Origin of the sequence: Paracoccus indicus (assembly GCF_003056335.1) — a bacterium.
Taxonomy (GTDB): domain Bacteria; phylum Pseudomonadota; class Alphaproteobacteria; order Rhodobacterales; family Rhodobacteraceae; genus Paracoccus; species Paracoccus indicus.
Map to the genome: position 1 here is coordinate 215,561 of NZ_PYWA01000007.1, position 25,399 is coordinate 240,959.

24 protein-coding genes, 1 pseudogene and 1 riboswitch are annotated in these 25,399 nt (G+C 64.4%); of the genes and pseudogenes, 3 read left to right on the top strand and 22 right to left on the bottom strand.

Annotated elements, in window-relative coordinates; all coding sequences use genetic code 11:
* Positions 1–34: 34 nt before the first annotated feature.
* Together DDE75_RS13400 and DDE75_RS13405 are read right to left on the bottom strand one after the other, a co-directional pair.
* Positions 35–1,393 (bottom strand): NCS1 family transporter, encoded by a 1,359-nt coding sequence (locus tag DDE75_RS13400; RefSeq protein WP_108502878.1) that lies wholly within the window; start codon positions 1,391–1,393, stop codon positions 35–37.
* A gap of 32 nt (positions 1,394–1,425) precedes the next feature.
* Entirely contained in the window at positions 1,426–2,124 is a 699-nt protein-coding gene (locus DDE75_RS13405; RefSeq protein WP_108502879.1) for an aspartate/glutamate racemase family protein, read from the bottom strand.
* 127 nt (positions 2,125–2,251) lie between these two features.
* Between DDE75_RS13405 and DDE75_RS13410 the strand changes: the two genes are divergently transcribed.
* Entirely contained in the window at positions 2,252–2,932 is a 681-nt protein-coding gene (locus tag DDE75_RS13410) for a GntR family transcriptional regulator (RefSeq protein ID WP_108502925.1), read from the top strand.
* Positions 2,933–2,962: 30 nt separating this feature from the next.
* On the opposite strand, the gene thiC is transcribed toward DDE75_RS13410, so the two are convergent.
* From thiC to DDE75_RS13480, 14 genes are all read right to left on the bottom strand, one after another.
* Positions 2,963–4,735, bottom strand: coding sequence for a phosphomethylpyrimidine synthase ThiC (gene thiC / locus DDE75_RS13415; RefSeq protein WP_108502880.1), 1,773 nt, complete (start codon positions 4,733–4,735; stop codon positions 2,963–2,965).
* 106 nt (positions 4,736–4,841) lie between these two features.
* Positions 4,842–4,964: riboswitch (TPP riboswitch) on the bottom strand.
* A gap of 75 nt (positions 4,965–5,039) precedes the next feature.
* Positions 5,040–7,364 (bottom strand): xanthine dehydrogenase family protein molybdopterin-binding subunit, encoded by a 2,325-nt coding sequence (locus DDE75_RS13420; protein WP_108502881.1) that lies wholly within the window; start codon positions 7,362–7,364, stop codon positions 5,040–5,042.
* Positions 7,357–7,830, bottom strand: coding sequence for a (2Fe-2S)-binding protein (locus DDE75_RS13425; RefSeq protein WP_108502882.1), 474 nt, complete (start codon positions 7,828–7,830; stop codon positions 7,357–7,359). Before DDE75_RS13425 ends, DDE75_RS13420 begins: the two co-directional genes overlap by 8 nt.
* A gap of 20 nt (positions 7,831–7,850) precedes the next feature.
* Entirely contained in the window at positions 7,851–9,152 is a 1,302-nt protein-coding gene (locus tag DDE75_RS13430) for a cytochrome c (RefSeq protein ID WP_108502883.1), read from the bottom strand.
* Between the two features lie 119 nt (positions 9,153–9,271).
* Positions 9,272–9,946, bottom strand: a complete 675-nt coding sequence (locus DDE75_RS13435) for a type 1 glutamine amidotransferase domain-containing protein (protein ID WP_108502884.1) — start codon at positions 9,944–9,946, stop codon at positions 9,272–9,274.
* Positions 9,947–9,976: 30 nt separating this feature from the next.
* A complete protein-coding gene (locus DDE75_RS13440; protein ID WP_108502885.1) occupies positions 9,977–11,008 on the bottom strand; it encodes an NADP-dependent oxidoreductase in 1,032 nt (343 codons plus the stop codon).
* A gap of 44 nt (positions 11,009–11,052) precedes the next feature.
* Positions 11,053–11,631: a TetR/AcrR family transcriptional regulator gene (locus DDE75_RS13445; protein ID WP_108502886.1), complete on the bottom strand. Its 579-nt coding sequence runs from the start codon at positions 11,629–11,631 to the stop codon at positions 11,053–11,055.
* A gap of 88 nt (positions 11,632–11,719) precedes the next feature.
* Positions 11,720–12,970, bottom strand: coding sequence for an organoarsenical effux MFS transporter ArsJ (arsJ, locus tag DDE75_RS13450; RefSeq protein ID WP_108502887.1), 1,251 nt, complete (start codon positions 12,968–12,970; stop codon positions 11,720–11,722).
* Positions 12,967–13,974, bottom strand: a complete 1,008-nt coding sequence (locus DDE75_RS13455) for an ArsJ-associated glyceraldehyde-3-phosphate dehydrogenase (protein ID WP_108502926.1) — start codon at positions 13,972–13,974, stop codon at positions 12,967–12,969. The genes arsJ and DDE75_RS13455 overlap by 4 nt, the downstream gene beginning before the upstream one ends.
* Before the next feature lie 118 nt (positions 13,975–14,092).
* Positions 14,093–15,127, bottom strand: coding sequence for a class II fructose-bisphosphate aldolase (gene fba, locus DDE75_RS13460; RefSeq protein WP_108502888.1), 1,035 nt, complete (start codon positions 15,125–15,127; stop codon positions 14,093–14,095).
* A 6-nt stretch (positions 15,128–15,133) separates the two neighbouring features.
* The gene (locus DDE75_RS13465) at positions 15,134–16,111 is read right to left on the bottom strand and encodes a class 1 fructose-bisphosphatase (protein WP_108502889.1); all 978 of its coding nucleotides are present in this window, start codon (positions 16,109–16,111) and stop codon (positions 15,134–15,136) included.
* Between the two features lie 2 nt (positions 16,112–16,113).
* A complete protein-coding gene (gene derI / locus DDE75_RS13470; RefSeq protein WP_108502890.1) occupies positions 16,114–16,575 on the bottom strand; it encodes a D-erythrulose-4-phosphate isomerase in 462 nt (153 codons plus the stop codon).
* A gap of 15 nt (positions 16,576–16,590) precedes the next feature.
* Positions 16,591–17,352, bottom strand: coding sequence for a triose-phosphate isomerase (locus DDE75_RS13475; protein ID WP_108502891.1), 762 nt, complete (start codon positions 17,350–17,352; stop codon positions 16,591–16,593).
* Between the two features lie 4 nt (positions 17,353–17,356).
* Positions 17,357–18,121 (bottom strand): DeoR/GlpR family DNA-binding transcription regulator, encoded by a 765-nt coding sequence (locus DDE75_RS13480; RefSeq protein WP_108502892.1) that lies wholly within the window; start codon positions 18,119–18,121, stop codon positions 17,357–17,359.
* A gap of 196 nt (positions 18,122–18,317) precedes the next feature.
* On the opposite strand from DDE75_RS13480, the gene DDE75_RS13485 reads away from it, so the two are divergent.
* On the top strand, positions 18,318–19,433 hold the full coding sequence (locus DDE75_RS13485) for an alkene reductase (RefSeq protein WP_108502893.1): 1,116 nt from the start codon (positions 18,318–18,320) through the stop codon (positions 19,431–19,433).
* A 33-nt stretch (positions 19,434–19,466) separates the two neighbouring features.
* Here DDE75_RS13485 and DDE75_RS13490 read toward each other — a convergent pair whose 3' ends face one another.
* From DDE75_RS13490 to DDE75_RS17525, 5 genes are all read right to left on the bottom strand, one after another.
* Positions 19,467–20,069 (bottom strand): sugar-binding transcriptional regulator, encoded by a 603-nt coding sequence (locus tag DDE75_RS13490; protein WP_108502894.1) that lies wholly within the window; start codon positions 20,067–20,069, stop codon positions 19,467–19,469.
* An 18-nt stretch (positions 20,070–20,087) separates the two neighbouring features.
* On the bottom strand, positions 20,088–21,236 hold the full coding sequence (locus DDE75_RS13495; RefSeq protein WP_108502895.1) for an iron-containing alcohol dehydrogenase: 1,149 nt from the start codon (positions 21,234–21,236) through the stop codon (positions 20,088–20,090).
* A 26-nt stretch (positions 21,237–21,262) separates the two neighbouring features.
* Entirely contained in the window at positions 21,263–21,838 is a 576-nt protein-coding gene (locus DDE75_RS13500) for a hypothetical protein (RefSeq protein WP_245894749.1), read from the bottom strand.
* A 1,386-nt stretch (positions 21,839–23,224) separates the two neighbouring features.
* Positions 23,225–23,512: a hypothetical protein gene (locus DDE75_RS17520; RefSeq protein WP_211659351.1), complete on the bottom strand. Its 288-nt coding sequence runs from the start codon at positions 23,510–23,512 to the stop codon at positions 23,225–23,227.
* Positions 23,513–23,774: 262 nt separating this feature from the next.
* Entirely contained in the window at positions 23,775–24,308 is a 534-nt protein-coding gene (locus DDE75_RS17525; RefSeq protein WP_211659352.1) for an FGGY family carbohydrate kinase, read from the bottom strand.
* A 712-nt stretch (positions 24,309–25,020) separates the two neighbouring features.
* On the opposite strand from DDE75_RS17525, the gene DDE75_RS17330 reads away from it, so the two are divergent.
* Positions 25,021–25,170 carry a hypothetical protein gene (locus DDE75_RS17330; protein ID WP_162799039.1) on the top strand — a complete coding sequence of 50 codons (150 nt, stop codon included), beginning with the start codon at positions 25,021–25,023 and terminating at the stop codon, positions 25,168–25,170.
* Between the two features lies 1 nt (position 25,171).
* On the opposite strand, the pseudogene DDE75_RS13515 reads toward DDE75_RS17330, so the two are convergent.
* Positions 25,172–25,399, bottom strand: a pseudogene (locus tag DDE75_RS13515) (transposase); the annotation flags it as partial.

A 25,399-nucleotide genomic window follows, 5' to 3' on the forward strand; every position in this document is an offset into this window, starting at 1 on the left:
ACGGGCGGGGTCGCCCCCGCCCGCGCAACCGTCCTCAGCTTGCGAAACGACGCGCAGAGGGCAGCGTCTTCATCAGCAGGTAATAGCTGACCCCGGCGGGGATCAGGCTGGCATACCAGCTGACACCCGAAAAGAGCAGCGCGAACCCAACCCCGATCACCGTCGCGATGACGGCAGCCGGATTGATGCCGCGATAAGGCCCCTGCGGGTCGTAGAGATGCGCAAGGTTCAACCTCTGGCCGCGGATCACATGGTAGTCGACGACAAGGATCGCGAAGATCGGCCCCAGGAAGGCGCTGTAGGTCTGGATGAACAGGTTCAGCCCCGCCGCGCTTTCGTCGCGAACCAGCAGCCAGGGGAAGGTGGCGAAGGCCAGCAGCCCGACCAGCACCGCCGCCGTGCGGAACGGCAGCTTGAAGACGTCCATCAACGCATAGGCGGGCGGCACGACGTTGTTCAGGATGTTCGTCGTCACCTGCGCGAAGGCGATGAACAGCAGCGTCGTCACCAGCAGCAGCTTGTTGTCGACGGCGCTGGAAAACACCTTGATCGGATCGACCTCGCCCGTGGCCCCCGACACCATCAGCCCGATCAGCCCCATGAACAGCGTCGCGGGCAAGATCGAATTGGCATAGATCGCCACCTGCCGTCCCCGCCCCACGTCGTCATGCAGTTCGCGGCTGTAGTCCGAGACGTTCAGCATCATCGTCGAATAGATGCCCAGAAACAGCATCGTCGCCCCCCAGAAGGGTGCGCCCCATGTTCCCTCGACGTTGATCAGGTTCTGGCTGATCTGGGTGCCGTATTTGCCGATGACGGTGAAGAACATGTAGATCAGCGACCCGATGATGAAGATCGAGCCGATGTTCTCGAGCCACTTGATGCCATGAAAGCCCAGCACCGAAAGCCCGATCTGCAAGGCCTGAAAGCCGATGAAGAAGGCCCAGATGTTGGAAAAGCCGAACATGGTTTCCGAGACGAGGTTCAGCGCCCCTGCCCCGATCCAGCTCTGGAAGCCGAACCAGACCAGTGCCGGGACGGATCTGACAAGCGCTGGCAAGCGCGTGCCGGTAAAGCCGAAGGACGACCGCGCCTGAACCATGAACGGGATGCCATAGCGGTGCCCCGCCTGCCCGTTGATCATCAGCGCGACGCCGATGACCGTGCAGCCGATGGCGATGGCCACGACCACCTGCAGCAGGTTCAGCGTGCCGACCAGCCCCGACCCGATGGTGAAGGTGCCGATGGACACGCATCCGCCCAACCAGGCGAACAGATAGGACCACGACCCCATGATGCGGGTCTGCTGCGGCGCCAGGCTCTCCTGACCGATGCTCTTGTTGCCGTGGGACGGATGGGGCGGTGCGGCCCCGGCGGTGTCTTGATACGTCATGTCGGTTTTCCCTGTTGGAAGCTGGGGTCGTCTTATTTCTTGTTGGGCACCGCATAGGCGCCGATCTTGCTGGTCTTCAGCCCGGCGCCCACAAGCGCCTCGGCCATTTTCGTGGCGACGGTCACGCCGTCGATGACCGGGATGCCGGTTTCGAGGGTCAGCCATTCGGTCAGATCGGCCATGCCTGCGCAGCCCAGCAGCACGGCCTCGCAGCCGTCCTGTTCGATGGCGCGCATGATCTCGGCCCGGACCTGGTCGCGGGCGTCCGAACCGGGTTCCTCCAGCGCCAGAACGGGGATGGCGGCCGAGCGGACGCGGCGGCACTTGTGGTCCTGGCCGTATCTGCGAACCAGTTCCTCGATCACGGGGACCGAGCGAGGCAGCGTCGTAACGATGGAAAACGAGGTCGCGATCATGCTGGCCGCCATCATCCCCGCCTCGCAGATGGCGATGACGGGGCCGGAGGCGATCTCGCGGCAGGCGCCGATCGCAGGGTCGTCGAAACAGGCGACGACGATGGCATCCGCACCGTCCTTTTCGGCATGCGCCACCTCGCGCAGCAGGTGGGGGGCGGCCATCACCTCATCATGGTGGCCCTCGATGCTGGCGGGGGCGCCATGTGCGGTGCGGCCGATAACCTGCACCTGCGACCCCGCGACGGCGCGCGCCGATGCCACGATCTTGTCGGTCATCGAGGTGGTCGAGTTCGGGTTGATGACAACCAGTTTCATCTTGCGTCCTTTTTCCGAGTCGCAAGTTTGATAACACAGATTGTTAACAATCAGATAATATATTCTTTGCTCAAATTTCAGGCGCATGTTTCTTGCGCGTGGTCATCGGCTGTGCAATCTGTCGGGAATGGAAAAGCCGCTTGAAACCGTCATCGTCGACAGCATCCTCGACGCGATTGCCGACCAGCGCCTGCATGCGGGCACCAAGCTGGGCGAACAGGCCTTGTCGGATCTGTTCGGCTGCAATCGCGCCCATGTCCGGCGCGCGCTTGGGACGCTGACGGCCTATCAGGTGGTCGATCACCTGCCGAACCGGGGCGCCTATGTCGCCACCCCCACGCCCGAGGATGCGCGCGACGTCTTTCAGGCCCGCCGCGCCATCGAGGTGGTGATCTGCCGCAACGCGGTCCGCCAAGCGACGCCGGATGACATCGCCGCCCTGCGCGCCCATCTGGCACAGGAAGCCCTGGCCCGGGGCAGCGGCGACAGGTCCGCCGCCGTGCGCCTGTCGCGGGGGTTCCACCTGCTGTTGGGGCGGATCGGGCGCAATCCCGTCCTGCTGCGCTATCTGGAAGAACTGACCATGCGCAGTTCGCTGATCATCGGGCTTTACGCCACCGGCCACGGCACGCTTTGCGCCGATGACGAACACAGCCGCATCACCGACGCGATCGAGGCCCGCGACATGGATGCGGCCCAGGACCTGCTGGACCGGCACCTGCGCCATATCGAGGGTGGCATCCACTTCGGCGAGGATGCACCCCCCACCGGCGCCCTGTCGAAGGCGCTGCGTCGCGACGCCCGCTGAAGACGGGCGCCGCCCTGTGATCCGCCCCGGTCAGTCCTCGGCTGGAACGTAAAGCTGGCCCTTCTCGCGGAACAGATCGGCCATCCGCTCCATCCCCTCCTGCTTTTCCGCCGTCGCGCGGATATCATGCGATATCTTCATCGAACAGAACTTCGGCCCGCACATCGAACAGAAATGCGCGACCTTATGGGCGTCGGCGGGCATGGTCTCGTCATGCATCTCGCGCGCGGTGTCGGGGTCCAGACCCAGGTTGAACTGATCCTGCCAGCGGAAATCGAAGCGCGCGCGTGACAGCGCATCGTCGCGCATCTGCGCGCCCGGATGACCCTTGGCCAGATCCGCCGCATGGGCCGCCAGCTTGTAGGTGATGACGCCGGTCTTCACGTCGTCCCGGTCCGGCAGGCCCAAATGTTCCTTGGGCGTGACATAGCACAGCATCGCCGTTCCAAACCAACCGATCATCGCCGCCCCGATGGCACTGGTGATATGGTCGTAGCCCGGCGCGATATCGGTGGTCAGCGGCCCAAGCGTATAGAACGGCGCCTCGTGGCAATGCTCCAGCTGCTTGTCCATATTGGCCTTCAGCTTATGCATCGGCACATGGCCCGGCCCTTCGATGAAGACCTGGCAGTCGCGCGCCCAGGCACGCTTGGTCAACTCGCCCAAAGTCTCCAGTTCCGCAAATTGCGCCTGGTCATTGGCATCGGCGATGGAGCCGGGCCGCAAACCGTCACCAAGACTGAAGGTCACGTCATAGGCGCGCATGATCTCGCAGATCTCGTCGAAGCGCTCGTAGAGGAAGCTTTCGCGGTGGTGGTGCAGGCACCATTTCGCCATGATCGACCCGCCCCGGCTGACGATGCCCGTCACCCGCTTGGCCGTCATCGGGATCATGTGCAGTCGCACGCCCGCGTGGATGGTGAAGTAATCGACGCCCTGCTCGGCCTGTTCGATCAGCGTGTCGCGATAGATCTCCCACGTCAGGTCCTCGGCGATACCGCCGACCTTCTCCAGCGCCTGATACAGCGGCACCGTCCCGATGGGCACGGGCGAGTTGCGGATGATCCAGTCGCGGATGTTGTGGATGTTGCGGCCCGTGGACAGGTCCATGACGGTATCGGCACCCCAACGGATGGCCCATACCATCTTGTCGACCTCCTCCTCCATCGAGGATGTCACGGCGGAGTTGCCGATATTGGCGTTGATCTTGACCAGGAAATTGCGGCCGATGATCATGGGTTCAAGTTCGGGATGGTTGATGTTGGCAGGGATCACCGCCCGCCCCCGAGCGATTTCCGAGCGTACGAACTCCGGGGTCACCAGATCGGGGATGGAGGCCCCGAAATCCTCTCCATCGCGGGTATAGGCCGCGGTGCGGCCTTCGTTCTCGCGGATGGCGACATATTCCATTTCCGGCGTGATAATACCGGCGCGGGCATAGGCCAGCTGGGTCACGGCCCCTTTGGTGGCGCGCAGCGGATCGCGCTGATGCGGGAAGGCGGGGGTCAGGCGCTTGCCATCGACAAAACCGTTGTCGGCAGCGGTCAGGGGACGACCAGCGTAGGCTTCGGCGTCGCCCCTGCCCGTAAGCCACTTCCCGCGCACCGCAGGCAGACCGCCCTGAATATCGATGCGTGCATCGGCGTCGGTATAGGGGCCGGAGCTGTCATAGACGGTCAGCGGGGCCTCGCCCGTCAGGGAAATCCGGCGCATCGGCACGCGGATATCGTGCATGTCGCCCGGCACATACAGCTTGCTGGACGCAGGCATGGGGCCGGTGGTGATCTGGGGGTTCGGTTTCATCAGTGTCTCCCGCAACAAATGGGCGACCCGGATAAGACAAGCGATGAAGGGGCCACGCGGGCCCTGTGACGGACCTTGCGGCCCAAAGGACCGCCCCTTGGGTTGGGGAAGCTGCCTTTGGTCTTCCTACGCCAGCATAAACTGGGTCAGGTTCAAAGGGTCGCTTCACCGGGGTTGCCCCCACTCAGCCTCTCAGTCCCCTTAAGGCGGGACTCCCCTGACGTGCGGGCAGGGTCGCGATTTCGGGGGGAACTGTCAACAGCTTGATGCAGGCGCCCGCGGTGGCGGGCGCCTGCGGTCGGTATCAGACCTTCAGCGCGGCCAGAACATCGTCGGGGCGCATCGGCAGGTGGCGCAGGCGCACGCCGACCGCCGCCTGGATGGCATTGGCGATGGCCGGGGCCACGACCGTGGTGCCGGGTTCGCCCAGACCCACGGGAACCTCGGTGCTGTCGATGAACTCGATCTCCATCTCGGGCGTGTCGATCATCCGCAGGGGGGTATAGCCGCCAAGGTTCAGGTCGCGGACGTTGCCGTTCTCGAACTCGGTCCCTTCGTAAAGCGCCATGGAAAGGCCCCAAAGCGCTGCACCTTCACATTGCGCGCGGGCGCTGTCGGGATCGACGACGGTGCCGCAATCGAAGGCCAGCCACATCTTCTGAACCTCGACCGTGCCGGTTTCGCGGTCCACATGCACCTGCACGGCACCTGCGGTCCAGGTCGGCATCTGGCGGCTTTGACCGAAGGTCGTCGCGATGCCGATGGCGGTATCGGCAGGCAGATCAGCCGTGCCATAGCCCGACATCTTGGCCACGCGTTCCAGAACCTTTGCCTGACGCGACGCGCCGCCGACGGAATCGGGCGCTGTGCCGGCGTTATAGCCCTCGGCGATCAGGTGCTGCAGCCGGAATTCCAGCGGATCGACGCCGATCTTGGCGGCAGCCTCGTCCATGAAGCTTTCGACCGCGAAATTGGTCCAGCCCGGACCGACCGAGCGCAACCAGCCGGGACGGAAGGTCTGATTGGCCAGTTCGTTCTCGATCGCGCGGACCTTATGCGCACCGACCGAATACCAGTGGTCTGCACCGTCGATGGCGAAGACGTCATAGGGCTGGTCGTTCACGCCCTTGGGCATGAAGGACGGCGCCATGACGCCCGTGGGCCAGCCGGCTGCGGCATCGTGGTCCATGCCGATGACCTGCTTGTCGGCGTCGAATGCCATGCGCAGCTTCTGCACGCTTGGCGACCGGACGCTGTCGAACTGGACGTCATGTTCGCGCATGAAGACCAGCTTGACCGGCTTGCCGTCCAGCTGTTTCGAGGCCAGCGCGGCGGGCACGATGTAATCGCCGTTCAGGCGACGTCCGAAGCCGCCGCCCAGCATATAGCTACGCATGACGATCTTGTCGGGCTCGACCTCCAGCGCGGCGGACAGCGTCGGCAGGATCAGCGACTGCCACTGGTTGCCCGCATGGGTTTCCCAGATGCCGTCCGCATTGCGGAAGACGGTGGCGTTCAGCGGCTCCATCTGGAAGTGCAGCACGGTCGAGGTGGTGTATTCCGCCTCGATCGTATCGACGGCATCTTGGAAGGCCCGCGTGGTGTCCGGCGTCTCGGTCGGCAGGATCGCCCCGCTGGAGGCATCGGCGATCAATTCGCGCGACCGCGCTTGGATGTCGGCCTCGGAGACGCCTGCGGTCTCGCCCGCGTTCCATTCGACGGTGATCTGATCGGCGGCCTGCTTGGCGGCGAACAGCGTCTCGCCCAGCACGACGACCCAGCCCGGCACCGTCCCCGAAGGATCGTCCAGCGTCAGCGTCTGCAGATAGCCCTTGATGTCCTTGGCGCCGCTGTCATCCACCGATGCGACCGAGGACCCAAGACGCGTCGGCGGCAGCATCGGGATGCCATAGACCATGCCGTCGATCTTGGCATCCAGACCATAGATGGTCTTGCCGTTGGTCTTGTTGGTGATGTCCAAGGCGGTGACATCCTTGCCGACCAGACGCAGGTCGGAATGCGCCTTCAGCGGCAGGGCGGCCAGTTCGTCCTCGGTGAAGCTGCGGGTGATGCCCGATTTGACCAGCTCGGCATAGGTGATGGAATTGGTGCCATCGGTAACCATGCCGTCACGCGCCGTGCAGGTCGCGGGATCGACGCCCCATTGCTCTGCCGCGGCTTCGATCAGCGCCGTGCGGCCTGCGGCACCTGCCTGGCGATAAACGGGCCAGCTCTGCCAGACCGACCAGCTGCCGCCGGTGACCATGGTGCCCCATTTCTCGGCCGTATCGACATGGGTGATGCGCACATCGTCCCACGACACTTCCAATTCGTCCGCAAGGATGCGGGCGATGGCGGTGCCGACATGCTGGCCCATCTCGGCGCGGATGATATTGACGTTCACGCGGCCTTCGGTGTCGATCCAATACCACATGGTCGGCTCGAAGGTTTTGCCCACGGCCTCGATCGGCACGCCATCGGCGGCCTCTGGGTCCATTGCGGCATGGGATGTGCGCGGGAAGCCGAAGGCCACACCGGCCGCCGTCATCGAGATCAGGAAGCCGCGGCGGCTCAGCGCCGTTGCCGGGCTGCCGGCGCCGAGGCGCGAAAGGATCTTGTTCTTAGCCATTCTGGGTCTGCCCCCTGTTTGCCGAAGCCGCTTTGCGAACCGCCTGGCGGATGCGCGGATAGGTCATGCAGCGGCAAAGGTTGCCGGTCATGACGGCGTCGATGTCGTCGTCGCTCGGGTCGGGGATATCGGTCAGCAGGGCTGCGGCCTGCATGATCTGGCCCGACTGGCAATAGCCGCATTGCGGCACGCGCAGGCTGCGCCATGCCTCCTGCACGGGGTGGCTGTCGTTGGCGTCAAGCCCCTCGATCGTGGTGATCTCAGCGCCTTCGATGTCGCCAAGCGCGGTGATGCAGGACCTCGTGGCCCGTCCGCCGACGTGGACGGTGCAGGCACCGCACATGCCGATACCGCAGCCGAACTTGGTGCCGGTCAGCCCGACCTCGTCGCGGATCGCCCAGAGAAGCGGCGTGTCGGGATCGGCGTCGACGCTGACCTCGCGCCCGTTGATCTTGAGATTAACCATCAGGTGTTTCCTTCATGAATTCAGTGGGATCCGGGGCCGCGCGCGCGCAGTTGGGTGACATCCTCGCGCAGGTTCTCCCACGGTGCCTTTTCGGCCCGATCGGCGCGCAGATAGGCTGCGACCGAGGCGATCTGATCGTCGGTCAACGCTTGGGCAAAGCCGGGCATGACGACGCCTTCGGTGCCCTGATGGCTGTTCACGCCATAGAGGATCACCTGGATCAGGTTGCTGGGATCATCCTGATTGACCGAGGAGTTGATCCCCAGATCGGGACGGCCTTCGAGGATCTGCTTGGCGTTATAGTGGCAGGCAGCACAGGCGGTGGTATAGAGCCGCTCGCCCTCAACCTGGCGATAGCGGCGATCGGGGGCGTTGCGTTCGAGGCTGGCGCGGACGACGTCGCTGTCGGCGGGGTCCAGATCGTCGCCGCCCACCTTGTCGGCCAGATAGACGCTGATGGCGGTCAGGTCGCTGTCGGGCAGTTCGCGCACACCGGCGTGGACCACAGGCCCCATCGGACCGGCCGCGATGCCGTGATAGGTCGAGGAACCCTTGACCAGATACTCGCGGAATTCGGCGGCGTTCCACGGCACGGCCGAGGCATTGGCGGCGGTCAGCGCGGGGGCCTGCCAGCGGTCGATCTCGGCACCCGCATATTCCTCGCTGGATTTTTCAGCGCCAAGGATGTTGCGCGGGGTGTGGCAGGCGCCGCAGTGGGTGATGCCCTCGGCCAGATAGGCGCCGCGGTTCCATTCATCCGACTTCTCGGGGTCGGCCTCGTATTCGCCGAAGTCCACGAACAACATCTTCCAGCCGGCCTGCAGGATGCGCAGGTTCAGCGGGAAGGGCAGCTCGTTTTCCTTCTGGACGGTGCGGACAGGCTCCACCTCGGTCATGATATAGGCATAGATGGCGTCGATGTCCTCGTCGCTCATCTTGGTGAAATGGTCATAGGGGAAGGCCGGGAACAGGTGACGCCCGTCGCGGCCCACGCCTTCATGCATGGCGCGGCGGAAGGCGGCCTGCGAATAGCTGCCGATCCCCGTTTCCATATCGGGGGTCAGGTTCGTGGCATAGATGGTGCCAAACCCCGTCTCCATCGCATAGTTGCCGGCATAGGGCTCGCCGCCCTTGGCGGTGTGGCAGGTGGCGCAATAGCCCGCACCCGCCAGAACCCTGCCCTTTTCCACCTGTTCAGGCGGGAAATTCGCGTGATCTGCCGCCGTCACCGGCTGCATCGCGGGTTTATATGCATAGACGCCAAAGCCCACAGCGCCGATGGCTGCGATGGCCAGGATGCCTAGGCAGATCTTCTTGATCATTGATCCATATCCCTGGGTATCAGTATGGCAAAATCGGCGGATCCCGCCGATCAGTCGATATGCAAATGTTAACCCGACCGCGAACGGTCGGGTTCCCATTACCTTGCAGCGTTCTGGTATCAGATCAGCGACAACAGTTTTTTCGCGGCTTCTTCGGACGAGGCCGGGTTCTGACCCGTCACCAGTTTGCCATCGACCAGCACGAAGACGCCCCAGTCCTCGCCCTTCTCATACTGACCGCCATTGGCCTTCAGCATGTCCTCGACCAGGAAGGGGACGACATCGGTCAGGCCGACGGCTTCTTCCTCGGTGTTGGTGAAGCCGGTGACGCGCTTGCCATCGACCAGCGGCTTGCCATCGGCGCCCTTGGTGTGGCGGAAGACGCCCGGCGCGTGGCAGACGGCACCGACCGGCAGATCCTTGGCGGCAAAGCCCTCGATCAGGCGGCGGCTGTCGGCATCCTCGGCCAGATCCCACAGGGGCCCGTGGCCGCCGGGATAGAAGATGGCGTCGAAACCATCGACCTGCACATCGGCCAGCACCTTCGTGTCGGCCAGGGCTGCCTGCGCCGCGTCATCCTTCTTGAAGCGCTCGGTCGCATCGGTCTGGGCCTCGGGGGCGTCGCTGCTCGGGTCCAGCGGCGGCTGGCCGCCCTTGGGCGAGGCGATGGTGATATCGGCGCCCGCGTCCTTGAAGACGTAATAGGGGGCGGCGAATTCCTCCAGCCAGAAGCCGGTCTTGTTGCCCGTGTCGCCCAGCTTGTCGTGCGAGGTCAGAACCATCAGGATTTTCATATCGGTATCTCCTTGTCTTGTGTTGCGGGATCAGGCGGACAGACGGATGACGCGCTTGCCGAAAGCCTCGCCGCGCAGCAGTCCAATGAAGGCCGAGGGCGCTTGTTCCAGCCCGTCGATCATTTCCTCACGGTACTTGATCTTGCCTTCCTTGACCCAACCGCCGACCTGTTCGGCAAATTCGGGATAGAGATGGCCGAAATCGTCGAAGACGATGAAGCCGCGCATGGTCATCCGCTTGCGCAGGATCTGACCCATCAGGTAATTCATGCGATCCGGCCCGTCCGGCAGCGAGGTCGCGTTATACTGCGAGATCAACCCGCAGACCGGGATCCGCGCCGAGGGGTTCAACAGCGGCAGGACCGCGTCGAAGACTGCGCCGCCGACGTTCTCGAAATAGATGTCGATGCCGTCGGTCGCTTGCGCCTTCAGGTCATCGGCAAAGCTGTCGGCCTTGTAGTCGACGCAGGCATCGAAGCCCAGGGTCTCGACTACATGCTTGCACTTGTCGGCACCGCCGGCGATGCCGATGACGCGCAGGCCTAGGATCTTGCCGATCTGGCCGACCGTCGCGCCGACCGGGCCGCTGGCACCGGCGACGACCAGAGTCTCGCCTGCCTTGGGCTGGCCGATCTGCGTCAGACCTGCCCATGCGGTCAGCCCGGGCATGCCCAACACGCCAAGCGCCCAGGATGGGTTTTCGGGGTTCTTGCCCATGTTGATGACGCCGGTACCGTCCGACAGGGCGTAATCCTGCCAGCCACCGAAGGCCACGACCCAGTCACCTTCCTCAAAACCATCGACGTCCGAGGTGACCACCTGCGACACGGTCCCGCCGACCATGACCTGATCGACCTCGACCGGCGCGGCATAAGAGGGCGCATCGCTCATCCGGCCGCGCATGTAGGGGTCCAGCGACAGATATTCGTTGCGCAGCAGCATCTGCCCCTTGCCGGGGGTTGGCACATCGACGGTTTCCAGCCGCAGCGTGTTTTCCGTCGGCTCGCCCTTGGGGCGTTCGGCCAGAACGTGGCGGCGGTTCTGTGTCTTGGATTGGGTCATGATGTCTCTTTCCCGATCGGTTGATCGTAACGTGGAATTTCAGTTCAGGACGGCGGCAGAAGGTCGCGGGTGCGTGCCATCGCATCGTCCAGCGGGGTTCCGTCATGGGACAGATGCGCCATCAGGCTTGCCCCTAGCCACAGCTGGTACAGCATGGTGGCCATGGCCTTGGGGTCTGCAAGCGGCGTCATCGAGCCGTCCCGTCCCGCCTTATCAAGCGCCCGTGTCAGCTTCGCGATGATCGCCGAGACGCCGTTCTGCAGGATCAAGGCCATATCCGGGGACAGGTCGCTGATCTCGGCGGCCAGTTTGACGATCAGGCACTGGCGTTCGGCATCGCCACTGCCTTGGCGGTCGCGCCAATCCGCGAAATAGCCCAGCACCTGATCGCGTCCCGGCAAGCCGTCATTGTCCAACGTGGCGCCCAGATCGCATTCATAGGTACGGACATAGCGGTCCAGCAGGGCACAGCCATATCCCTCTTTCGAGGCGAAGTAGTGATAGAAGGACCCCTTGGGCACCTGCGCCTCGGCCAGCAGTTGACCGAGGCCGACGGCAGTATAGCCGCGCTGCGCCACAAGGCGGCGTCCGGTATCAAGGATATGGGTCCGTGCGTCTGTCATGACGCACTAGCTAAGCACGCTAGACCGATTGTCTAGCCCCATGAAGGAAATAATTATTTCCTGAAATCATCCGTGCAGGGACCGGCGATCAACGCCGATCCCCCGCCGCGGGTTTCAACCGCGCCACGCTGATCCATGCGGCCAACGCCATCGCCCCCGCCGTCGCCAAGCACAGCGGCAACCCGCCCAGCTGATAGCTGAGGCCCGACAGCAGCGTCCCCAGAAGCCGCCCCGCCGCATTCGCCATGTAGTAGAAGCCGACATCCATGGTCACACGCTCGGCCTTGGAAAAGGCCAGGATCAGATAGGAATGCACCGCCGAGTTCAGCGCGAAGACGAAGCCGAACAGCAGCAGCCCCGCCACCAGCGTCGCGGTCAGCCAAGGCGCGGGCGCACCCGATGCCAGCACCAGCGCCGCCAGCACCAGCGGGATCGGAACCAGCCGACCGGCCCAGGCCACGGCCTGATCGACGATCGCGGCCTGCGGCTTGCCGCGCGCCGCCAGCAGTTTCGGCGCCGCCGCCTGAACGGCGCCATAGGCGATGATCCAGACGGCCATGAAGGTGCCGATCAGGAAGAACGCCGCACGGCGGCTGTCCGGCGTACCGTCCGACAGCACCGATTGGAAATAGACGGGGATGCCCACGACGAACCAGACGTCCCGCGCCCCGAACAGGAACATCCGCGCCAGCGACAGGCGATTGATGTCCGGATCGCGCGACCAGATGGCGCTGATCTTGCTGCCCTTGCGCCCTTTCGGCAGACCGGCGGGCAGGAACAGCACGATCGCCAGCAGGATCGCCGCCAGCACCGCCGCCATCAGCCAGATGGCCGCCTGGAACCCTGCCAGCCCCAGCATCGCCGCGCCCAGGAAGAAGCCCAGACCCTTGACCGCATTCTTCGATCCCGTCAGCGCGGCCACCCATCGGAACAGCGTGCCGTCGCCTTCGGGGGCCAGCACCTTGACCGCCGATTTCGACGACATCTTGGCCAGATCCTTGGCGACCCCGCTGGCCCCCTGCACCGCCATGACGAAGACGACCGAGGCACCGACGCTCCATCCCGGGTCAAGTTGCGCCAGCGCGACAAGCGCCGCGATCTGCAACCCCAGCCCCGCATAGAGCGTGCTAGCCAGCCCGAAGCGCGCCGCGATCCAGCCTGCGGCAAGATTGGTGACGATGCCCGCGACCTCGTACAGCAGGAACAGATAGGCCAGCTGCACGGGCGTGAAACCAAGCCCGTTGAAATGCAGCAGGACCAGCATCCGCAAGGCCCCGTCCGACAGCATGAAGGCCCAATAGGCCGCCGTCACCGCAACATAGGCGCGCATCGCATTCATGACGCCGCCACCATCCGCACGATGTCGGCCAAGCGGCAGGCATAGCCCCATTCGTTGTCGTACCAGGCATAGATCTTGACCTGCGTCCCGTCGATCACCATCGTCGAACCCGCATCGATGATCGCGGAACGCGGATCGTTCAGGTAGTCCGAGGACACCAGCGGGCGCACCTCATACCCCAGGATGCCCTTCAGCGGGCCTTCGGCGGCGGCGGCAAAGAGGGCGTTGACCTCCTCGGCGGTGGTGGGGCGCTCGACCTCGAAGACGCAATCGGTCAGCGAGGCGTTCAGCAGCGGCACCCGCACCGCATGGCCGTTCAGGCGACCCGCCAGTTCGGGATAGATCAGCGTGATGGCCGTGGCCGATCCGGTCGTCGTCGGGATCAGGTTCGCCAGTGCCGAACGGGCGCGGCGGGCATCCTTGGCGGGGCGGTCCACGATGGTCTGCGTGTTCGTCACGTCATGGATGGTGGTGATCGCGCCGTGGCGGATACCCAACGCCTCGTGGACGACTTTAACCACCGGTGCCAGGCAGTTCGTCGTGCAGCTGGCCGCCGTGATCAGACGGTGCTGCGCGGGGTCATAAGCGTCGTGGTTGATGCCATAGACGATGTTCAACGCCCCGCCATCCTTGACGGGGGCCGATACCACGACCCGACCGACCCCGGCATCGAAATAGGGCTGGACCTTTTCCGCCGTCTTGAAGACCCCGGTGCAGTCGATCACCACGTCGATGGCCATCGCTGCCAGCGGCAGATCCTCGATCCGGGCGGTGCGGGTCAGCGCGATCCGCTGGCCATCGATGGTCAGGCTGTCCTCGGAATGGCCGATGTCGGCCCGCCAGCGACCATGGATGCTGTCGAATTCCAGCCATGTCGCGTGCTGTTCGGGCGTTCCTTGGGCATCGTTCAGCAGGACGATCTGCCCCCCTGCCCCCGATGCGATCAGGTCGCGAAGGACCAGTTTGCCGATGCGGCCGAGTCCATTGAGGGCGATGCGGGTCATGAGGGTGCCTTTCCAATCAAATCCATATTTCATGCATATTGGAATTGATCGGGCGCGGCAAGACATGGAAACGGGTGCGGGGGCCGATCCCCCGCACCCGTCATCAAGGCGTCACAAATCAGTAGCGTGCGGCCATGGCCGACAGCGGCAGCGGCTGCAGCTTGTCGGCATTGCCGGCGGTGCCGAATGCCTCGAAACGGTCCTTGCAGACCTGCGCCATCATCGACATCGCGGGCTTGAGGTATTTGCGCGGATCGAACTCGGCCGGGTCCTCGGCAAAGCACTTGCGAATGGCCGCGGTCATGGCAAGGCGGTTGTCGGTGTCGATGTTGACCTTGCGCACGCCATGCTTGATGCCGCGCTGGATCTCCTCGACCGGGACGCCCCAAGTCGGGCGGATGTTGCCGCCATAGCTGTTGATGATTTCCTGCAGATCCTCGGGGACCGAGGAGGAGCCATGCATCACCAGATGGGTGTTGGGCAGGCGGCGGTGGATCTCCTCGATCACGTTCATCGCCAGGATGTCGCCATCGGGCTTGCGCGTGAACTTGTAGGCGCCATGGCTGGTGCCCATGGCGATGGCCAGCGCATCGACGCCGGTATCCTCGACGAAGCGGACGGCTTCGTCGGGGTCGGTCAGCAGCTGGTCGTGGGACAGCTTTTCGGTGGCGCCGTGGCCGTCCTCTTGGTCGCCCATGCCGGTTTCAAGGCTGCCCAGTACGCCCAGTTCGCCCTCGACGGACACACCGCAGGCATGGGCCATCTCGGTCACGCGACGGGTGATGTCGGCGTTATAGGCGTAATCGGCGGGCGTCGTGCCATCCGCCTTCAGCGAGCCGTCCATCATGACGCTGGTGAAGCCGTTCTGGATCGCGGTCGCGCAGGTCTCCAACCCGTTGCCGTGGTCCAGATGCATGCAGATCGGGATGTCAGGGAAGGCGCGCGACAGGCCGCCGATCAGACCCGCCAGCACCAGGTCGTTGGCATAGGCGCGCGCGCCGCGGCTGGCCTGCAGGATCACGGGCGAGCGGGTCGCCTGCGCCGCCTGCATGACCGACAGGCCCTGTTCCATGTTGTTGATGTTGAAGGCCGGCACGGCATAGCCATTCTCGGCGGCGTGGTCCAGAAGCTGACGCAGGGTGATCATCGCCATGGTGGCTCAGTCCTTGTTTTCTGAAAGATAGGTGTGGATCAGGTCGATTTCCGAGGCGGTCCCGAAAAAGATCGCGGACATCTGGTGCAGCTCGGTCGGAACCACGTCCAGAATGTCGATCTGGCCGTTGGTAGCGCGCCCGCCCGCCTGTTCGGCCAGATAGGCCATGGGCACGCATTCATAGATCAGCCGCAGGCGGCCGTTTTCATATCCGGGTCGCGCATCGGCCGGGTAAAGAAACACGCCGCCCTGCATCAGGATGCGGTGCATGTCGCCCACCGCCGCCGCCAGCCAGCGCATGTTGACGTTCCGCCCCTGCGGGCCGTCGCTGCCCATGCGCAGATCGGCGACCCATCTCTGCAAGGGCGCCGACCAATGGCGTTCGTTCGAGGCGTTCCAGGCAAAGGTCTTGGCCTTGGCGGGCAGCGTCAGGTTCTGACGCGCGATGCGGAAGGCGCCGACCTCGGCGTCGAAGGTGGCGACATGGACGCCCTGCCCGACCGACCAGCCGAAGTCGACCGAATGCCCGAAGCTGGCATAGCCCGCCGCCACGATGTCGCGGCCCTTGCGCAGAAAGCCCTCGGGACCTGCGGGCAACACGGTGAACAGCAGGCCCAGGGGCGCGCCGATGCCGATGCTGCCCGACCCGTCGATGGGGTCGATGGCCACGTCGAAGGCCCCGTCGGGATTCAGGGCAACGATCTGCTCGGCCTCCTCGGACAGGACCTGGCGGACCCCTGCGGCGCGCAGGGCGGCGATCATGTGGTCATGGGCGGCGACATCCAGCGCCTTCTGCTTGTCGCCGCTGTCGTTGGTGCCGACGATGGCATCGGGATCGCCGTGCAAACGCCCCGCCGCCAGTCGTTGCGCCAGGGGCGGCAGGGCCTGCGCGATGGCCAGCACCACGCCCTCGAGGCCGGTGGCGGACAGCATGTCGGCCAGCAAGGGCCCGGTCGGCGCACTGTCGTTGGGAAGGTGCAGCATGTTCAGCCCTTGCTATACTTGGCATCGACCGCGTCGATGGCGTTCACATTCCCGGCCGAGCGGCCTTCGGCGTCGAAGTTCATGGTTTCGGCAAGCCAGGCATCGGCGATGGCCTTGGCCAGTTCGGGGCCGATGACGCGCGCGCCCATGGTGATGATCTGCGCGTTGTTCGACAGCGCGGCGCGTTCAGCGGAATAGGTATCATGGGTCAACGCCGCGCGGATGCCCGGCACCTTGTTGGCCGAGATGCAGACCCCGATCCCCGTGCCGCAGACCAGGATGGCGCGATCATAGGTGCCATCCTTGACCTGCGATGCCACGCGGTCCGACAGATCCGCATAAAAGGCGTCGGGGCCCTCTTCGGTCCGGCTGATCTGGGACACCTGATGCTTGCCCTTCAGGTGTTCCGCCAGGATCAGGGCCAGCCCTTCACCCGCGCTGTCGCCTGCAATTGCCAGTTTCATCCTGTTTCCCCCTCCTCAAATGGTTGCGGCGCAACGCGCCAGAATATCCAGGTAGCCCTCGACCGCCCAGGCCGAGCGCCCGATGAACAGCCCGTCGATATGCGGGCAGGCGATCAACTCCTGGCAGTTGTCGGGATTGACCGAGCCGCCATAGAGACAGGGCACCCGCCGCCCCAGCACCTCCCGCGCGGTGGCGATGATCTCGGCTTGGCGCGCATCGGCGTAATCCGAGGTGGCAGGAATGCCGTTGTCCCCGATGGCCCAGACCGGCTCATAGGCCAGAAGGATGGTCGCGGCCTTCTGATCCTCCGACAGCCGCCCTAAGGCACCACGGACCTGCGCAGACAGCACTTGGGTCGCGCGGCCCGCCTGGCGTTCCTCCAGCGTCTCACCGATGCAGATCAGCGGGATCAGCCCGTGGCGGACGGCCGCTTCGACCTTCAGGCCGACGGTGTCATCCGTTTCGCCGAAATGTTCGCGTCGTTCGCTGTGGCCCAGCTCGACGATGTCCAAGCCGCAGTCGGTCAGCATGGGGGCGCTGATCTCTCCGGTCCAGGCGCCTTGGTCGGCCCAATGCATGTTTTGCGCGCCGACCTTGACGCTGGTTTCCGACAGGATCTGCGCGACGTCGCGGCAGACGGTGAAGGGCGGGATGACGAAGCGCTGGATGCGCGGGTCGCGGTCCGCATCCGCCGCGGCAAGGGCGGTGGCGAAGTCCCGCGCCTCGGCCAGGGTCTTGTTCATCTTCCAGCTGGTGCCGATCCAGAAATTCGTCATGTCGTCAGTCCTTCGCGATGGTCAGGCCGATGCCCGCGCGGTCCAGATGCACCAGCGCGTCCGAGGCGGGCATGGCATCGGTGATGATCGTGTCGAAATCGGTCAGCCGGGCCAGCGACTGCAGCGCCGAGCGGCCGAACCGCTGATGGTTGACCAGCAGGACCCGGCGGTCCGCCACCGCCATCATCGCCCGCTTGGTCCGCACGGCGTTGTCGTCCATGTGAAACGCCTGCAGCCCCAGCACCGCGGGGGCCGAGATGAAGGCGATGTCCGCGCGTAGACGCGACAGCGAATCCTCGGTCACCATGCCGAAGAAGCCGTTGAACTTGGCGCTGAAGGCGCCGCCAAGCGCGATCAGCGTGATCCGCGGTGCATCCTTCAGGCGGTCGATCACGGCGGCATTGTTGGTGATGACCGTCAAGGGCGCTTTCTCCACCAGGCTGCCGCCCAGCAGTGCCGCCATCGAGCCGTCGTTGACCATGACGGTCATGCCGGGTTCCACCAGTTCCAGCGCGGCGCGGGACATGCGTGCCTTGGCCTCGGCGTCCTGGGTTTCACGGATGCGGAAATCGCTTTCGAACTGCGTGCCCGCATCGATGGTCGCCCCGCCGCGCACCTTCCGCAGCAGCCCCGCCTGATCCAGATCGTCCAGATCGCGGTGGATGGTCATCTTCGAAACCGCAAAGCGTTCGGCCAGATCGTCGAGGTCCACGGCGCGCGTCTCCACCAGCAGATCCATGATCGCCTGTCTGCGTTCGTCGCGTTTCAAAAGCCGAATCCTCCGGAAGCCGTCGGATGCTTCATAACATTAGGCGTGAGATTATCAATGTCATCAAATGTTATTTTGTGATTTATAAATGTTACAAACGCCTGACGGACGGGCAATTGCCCAGTTCTGCGGCTGGAACCTTCACCAATGCCTGTCGTTACGCTGCCAACGATCCAACGACATCGAAGGATGACACATGCCCTCCAACGCCCCACTGTTCGAACCCTTGGCCATCGGCGCCATCGATGCGAAGAACCGTATCCTCATGGCGCCGCTGACCCGGTCGCGTTCGACCCCTGACGAATTGGCACAGACCGATCTGCACGCCACCTATTATAGCCAGCGCGCCGGAGCCGGGCTGATCGTCAGTGAAGCCACCCAGATCAGCACCGAAGGCCAAGGCTATGCCTGGACCCCCGGCATCTATTCTGATGCCCAGATCGAGGGGTGGAAGAAGGTCACGGATGCAGTCCACGCCAAGGGTGGCAAGATCGTCTGCCAGCTGTGGCACGTCGGTGCCATCAGCCACAACGTCTTCCACGACGGCGCGGCGCCCGTCTCGGCCAGCGAATGGACCCCCAAGGGCGAAGCCTTCGTGGGCGACCTGCTGCCCAAGGGCCCGACCGTGCCCCACCCCGAGGCCCGCGCATTGGAAACCGATGAGATCCCGCGCCTGCTGAACGATTATCGCCACGCCTCGGAATGTGCTCGCCGCGCCGGCTTCGACGGCATCGAGGTGCATGGCGCGAACGGCTATCTGATCGACCAGTTCCTGCGGTCGTCGGTGAACAAGCGCAGCGATGCCTATGGCGGCTCGGTCGAGAACCGCATCCGCCTGCTGGTCGAGGCCGTCGATGCATCGGCCGAGGCTTGGGAACCCGGTCAGGTCGGCGTGCGCCTGTCACCCCAAGGCGGCCCCGGCGGCAGCCATGACGACGATCCGGAAACGCTCTATACCGCCGCTGCCAAGGCCCTGTCGGGAAAGGGGCTGGCCTATCTGCATGTCATTCGCCCGAACAACCACACGGGCGACGGCAAGGGCAAGGATCAGGCCGCCAACCTGATGGCCAAGATGAAGCAGGCCTTCGACGGCGTCTTCATCGCCAACGGCGAATTTTCGGCCGCCGAGGCTGCAGAATGGGTGCAGAACGGCAAGGCCGATGCCGTCGCCTTCGGCCGCGACTTCATCGCCAACCCCGACCTGCCCGCCCGCATCGCGCAGGATGGGCCTTATAACGAGCCCGATTCCGACACCTTTTATGGCGGCGGTGCCAAGGGCTATACCGACTATCCGACCTTGGATCAGTCCTGATTGGCAGCGCGTCCCGGAAGGCCGGGGCGCGCCCTAAGCGACAAGTTTGCGGGCCGTCGCCTCATCCGTCATCAGCCCTGTCAGGCGACCGCTGTTCAGCACGGCACGAATGGCCTGCGCCTTTTCAGCGCCCCCCGCAATAACGACGATGCCTTCGTTCCCCGTCCCCGACAGATCGACCGACAGGGTTCGCGCGCTTAGTGTCGTTTCCAGGATGCAGCCGCTTTCGTCGAAGAAATGGTCCATCATCTCAGCGACGGCACCGCCTGCGTGGATCTCGGCGATCTCATGCGGCTCGATCATGCCGGTTGCGACCAGCTGTGCGCCCCTGGTGACCGTCCCCATCCCCACCAGCTTCAGCGTCGCACGGCTGGACAAATCGAATATCTCGCGCGCGCCGGGCTGGGCCAGCAGGATCGCCCGGTCACTTTCGGAACCCGCAAAGAAGGGGATCGGCAGAACATATGCGTTGGAGCCGGCCTTATGGACCGAGCTGTGCATGACATCATGCGGGTTGGCGGCGTAATTGCGGGTCAATCCGCCCGGCAGGGACCCGAAATCCACTCCCTTCGCCTCGAAACGCGGCAGGTGATCGACCGCCGCCGAGAGCGTCCGCCCATGGCCCAGCCCGATCACGGGATGCTCACCGCGCCATCAGCCCGCCGCCCGCATGATGGCCTTCAGGGTGTCGCCATCCAGCGTTGCAGGGTTCGCCTTCATCGAAGACGAACTGGCGGCTGCCGTCGCCGCCTGCGCCATGGCATCGACACCGACGCCCTGCGCCGTCAGGCCGGGAAGCCCTGCCTTGCATGCCCAATCCGCCAGCAGGTCCGCGGCGCGATCGACATCGGCATCCGCTTCGCCAAAGGCCGCGCCGATCCAGGCCCCCACCTGATTCAGCCGAGTGGCCAGTCCATCATCCCGGACCGCACGGCGATTGGCCCGCAGCACGTGCGGCAGCAACGCCCCGCAGATCGCACCATGCGCCGCGCCCGTCAGCCCGCCAAGCGGTCCCGCCAGACCGTGAACCGCCCCCAGGCCTGCATTCGCCAGCGCCATCCCGCCTGACAGGCTGACCCAAGCCATGTCATCGCGCGGGGCGGGGTCTTCGGCCTGCATCAGGCGCATGAGGGCGGCCAGACCGCGCGGGATGGCGTCGCGGCACAGCGCGTCGGTCAAGGGATTGGCGCGGGTGGAGACGAAAGGCTCGATCACCTGCGTGATGGCGTCCAGCCCGGAAGCCAGCGTCACCCCCCGCGGGCATCCATCCGTCAGCGCCGGATCGACGATCGCAAGGCGTGGCAGCATCATCGGGTCGCGCAGGCTGACCTTGCGGGCGTGTTCGGGCACGCCGATGACGGCGTTGCGCGTCACCTCAGCCCCGGTGCCGGCGGTGGTGGGCATGGCAATAAAGGGCAAGGGCGGGTGATCCAGCGGCAAGCCCCGGCCGACGACCTCAAGATGATCCAGCATCGGACGAGTGGCAGGGACCAGTGCCGCGATGGCCTTGCCCGCGTCGATGACGGCCCCGCCGCCCATGGCGATCACCACCTGCGCGGTTCGGGCCGCCGCGACCCCGGACTGTATCAGGGCCATGTCGGGTTCGCGGTCCACGGCAAATCCCGCGACGCGGCAACCTTTTGCCGTCAGAGCCTCGCCCAGCCAGGCGCTGCGCGCGGCGTCGCGTCCATGGACCAGCAGGATATCCCGGCCCAAAGCCGCCGCCCGATCGGCGGCCTGAACCGCGCGGCCGCGTCCGAAGCTGATTTCCGTGGCGGTCGAGAAGGCAAAGGGCTGGGGCATCGACGGTTCCTGTGGTAAAGGCTGTGTCAGATATTCAGCTTATCGGCGCCGGTGTCGATATGCGGCGCCCAGAATGCAACGCTTTCGGCGATCTGGGAGATGACCTGCCGGTCGTTCGGATCGCGTTCCTTGAAGCTCAGTTCCAGACAGATCTCGTTGTCGGCGGCGCCGCCGTGTTCAAGGGCGCGTAGCAGCGGCGCGGGCTGGATGCGGCCCTTGGCGTTGAATTCGGCGGTGAAAGGCCAATGGCCGCCCTTGTCCATCAGCGACTGCTTGATATGGATGATGGGGCTGACCCGCGGCACGGCACGCGCCCAGGCATAGGGGTCGAAATCGTCAGGATTGTCGCTGGTGACATCGCCATGATCGATATCGGCCATCATCCACATCGGGATCGTCATATCGGCGGTGATGATGCGGTCCTGCAGGGCCATGGCACTGGCGATGGTGTCGCCGAATTCGCGGCCCACGCTCATGGGCTCCCAGAACAGGTAATCCAAGCCTGCGACGCGGGCATGTTCGGCCACCTCGGCCCAGCAATCCAGCGCGATGCGGATCAGATCCTCGCGCCGCGCGGCGTTGTCGAAATCGCGATAGGTCATGATGGCGAATTGCGTGCCGATGCCAGTGCCGTCCAAATTGGCGGTGATGTCGGCAAAACTCTCGAATTAGTCGACGTGATATCGCCGCACATTGGCATCGGGATGTCCGAAATGGTTCCAGCCGACTGTAAAGGTCGTTCACCAGTACCCCGCTTTGGTCCATCGCGGCGCGCATCTGCCACAACAGACGGCGGATCAGCGGCCCCGGCTAGGATGGATTGATAAACTCATGCGTCAGCCGCAGGTCGCGGATGCACAGGTCGCGCAGCAGGTTAGCATAGCTTTCGTAATCGGTATCGGCGATGCTCCCCCGCACGGAAGTGCGGTTTCAGTCTAGTCGCCGTCCATGTCTGGAAAGATCTCGCGCAGCTTGTGCATTCCGCGTGCAGCCAGTTCACGGGAGGTGATTATCTTCCCACCAAAGACCTTTAAGATCGGCGCCCCGCCCGTCTAATTTGGGTCGAACTCATCATCATGGGTGATGGCTAGGGGATTGCCCTGCCCATCGTCGAACAGGGGCCGCACGCCGGCAAAGCTGTACAGGACGTCATCGAGGCGCAACTTTTCCTTGGAAGTACCGCTTCACGGCGGCCAGCAGGTAGTCGATATTGGACACGTCGGCGGTCACATCCACGGCGCGACCGTCATAGGCGATGTCGGTGGCGCCGATCAGCGCCTTATCGCCTTCGTATGGGTTGATTGAAGATTACCCGTTGTCGTGGTGCTGGACCAGATAGGCACCGCCGCCCTTGACCAGCCGCGCTTTGCGGGCCAAATTCGCCCCCGCGACACGGTTGATAAAATCGCTGCCCCGATGCCTGCAAGATTGACCAGACAGCGGGCGCGGAACCTGTAGGTCTCACCGCTGGCGGCATCGGTGGTGGTGACGGTCCAGGCGTCATCCTCGCGGCGGACTTGGGTACCGGCGGTGCTAAACGCGCGTCATCGACCCAGCAGTCGCTGTATTCGACCCCCCTTTTTAGCTGCCCAGCAAGAGCTAGCCTTCGGGTGCGCGGCGCAAATTCAGCGTGCGGGCGCCGGGCAGTCTCCTGCCCCGCCCAGATTATTGTACGGAGAACAGCTCCAACCGGACCAGCTAGGCGGGGCGGTCGTCGGAGCTGTGGGGCAGCACGAAGCGAATCGGCTAGGCGCTATTCTGGGCGCCGGCCAGCACGACTTCGCGCTCGATCGGGGCCTCGAGGACAAGGCTGAATTCGTAATGTTCCAGATAGCACATACCGCCGTGGACCAGCTTGTCACACCGTGACTACGTTCCCTGCGCCAGGTCGTCTTTTCGCACAGGACCACCGACAGGTGACGTCCGCCGCATCGTGCGCGATGCCAGCGCCTTTGATGTTGCCGCCCGTCAGAAAAAGATCGATCATGCTACTGGTGCCATTTATCGGGAACTCCTGTCCGGGCCACGCGGTGGGGGCGAGGGCGGTCCATGTCGGCGGCAAAGGCCGGAAACAGCCGGTCATAGATTTGCGCCGGCGCCGGATCGGGGGCCTTGGGCGGATCAAGCAGCGGCGTGACCCATTCGGCGATGTAGGCATCCATATCGGGATAGGAGCGGATGGCGACGGCAGCCATCATCGCGGCCCCCGCCTCGTCGCGTTGCGGCACGCGGACCGGGGCGTTCAGTGATGCCGAAAGGATCGCGCGCAGCCCCATCGACGGCTCGACGAACCCTGCACGCGCATCGGCGCTGACAAACGGTCCGGGTCGCGACTGCGCTAGCCACCCCTCCAGATGGATGACTAGGTCGCGGCGGTTGACCTATTGCCTCAAGTCCGACATAATTCTCGCCTAAACGGTCTGCACCCAGTCTAGGCTCAACGTCGTGGCCATGTTGATCCGGATTTGCACGATGACGCCCAAGATCGGCAGGCAGACGACAAAGCCGGTGCCCTGATCGTTCAGGACCACCTACCCCTCATCGACCACACGCAGATGCACCCCGGTCGAGCCGACCGTCGAACAGGCCACGTCGCCCGCTCCGCCGCGCATACCGACACACAGTCCCGTCATCACCATGTCGACTTAGCCCAGTGTCACGGGCGTCCCTGCCACCAAGGCCAGTCCGTCGCGCGGCAACTGCCGTCAGCGGATGGGTGACCTGCCCGCCGTCGATGATGGGCGGCAGCAGGTGACGACAGCTTTCCCACCCCAGCGCCGTGATGACGTCGTCGTCATAGGCGCGGGTGCGGAAATTGTCGAAGGTGAAGCTGGCCTTGGACGGGTCGGTGGCGCGGATGCCGGTCAGGTTCAGGTAAAGCCAGTTCTTGAAATGCAACGCGTCCTGAGCGCGGTCGAGCAGTTCGGGCGCGTTGGCATCCATATGCGCCATCTGCGCACCCGGATGGCAGGTGTTCAGTCCGGTGCCGGTCGTCTCGACCCGCTGGATGTTCATTGGGCCGGCGGCAAAGCGGTCGACAGTGAATGCGGCACGGGCGTCCACCACAGCCATGCAGTCCACAGTAGGACCTCCCGCCCGCCAACCAGGTGCCGTCCCCCTTGCCCCCGTCAACGGCAGCGCTGCGTGCAAGATTGGGCAGGCGGTCGCCAACACCGCGCGGGGCCGACGCGCAATCACCCCATGAGCAGGCCATGTCCTGCATGGCGGACCCGTCCTGCCCCGTCAGGTAATATTGCGCACCGAGAACACACTAAATTGTTGCCCCGCCATGCCGTAAGCCACCGCCTTGATGACCGAGGTTCCCGTGTCGATGCCGACACGAATATGCGGCTCGGACGTGGCGCCCGGCGATGCTGCTGATGCTGATTATTGTCAGACTCCGCCGCAGTATTGGGGTCGAACCCACCTGCATGGCTTGCCCCAGTCGCGCAGGAACGCCATCTTTCACGCAACGCACTGAATCATGTCTATCGTATTTTCTAACATGTTTGGTGCCGGTCATTCTGTGCGGGAAGCTACGGCAACAGGATAAAAACGCTGGGTCGTGCCGATCCTGCGGCAGCAATCCGCCGGAGGGAGGGCCGGTCGCATGCATTCATCGCCTCAGGTTCGGCCATGTCCTAGCCAAGACCGCATAGCATGTTGTGGTCTTTTTCCTGATCAGAACGGGGCCATGACGTGACCCACACATTCACTGCACCCAAGGCACCCGCCGCCCCGCCGTCTCTAGTCGTTATCGCTTGGCGTCGTAGTTCTGGCAGCGATGGCGCTGGATACGACCGTCGTGCAGGTCGAGTCCGAAGTCGACGCCAGCCAGTTGGCGTTCTCCGCCGATGATTGCGCCACAACCGAATTTCCGCGCATCCAGTCCGTCGTACAGGAACGCACGATCGATGTGATAACTCTGGCCTAGGTCATGTTGACAAATGGCGGAGCCAGAGACGGATCGAGGTGATGTCGATGAACCCCAAGAAGCTCTCTGCGGTTTTGTCGTAGCGGGTGGCGACGCGGCGGGCGTTCTTCAGCTTGTTGAAGCAGCGCTAGACGAGGTTGCGCAGCCTGTAGAGGGTGCGATCCACGGTGACACGGAGCTTGCGGGTCTTGCGCATGGGGATGACCGGCACAACGTTGCGCGCTTCCAT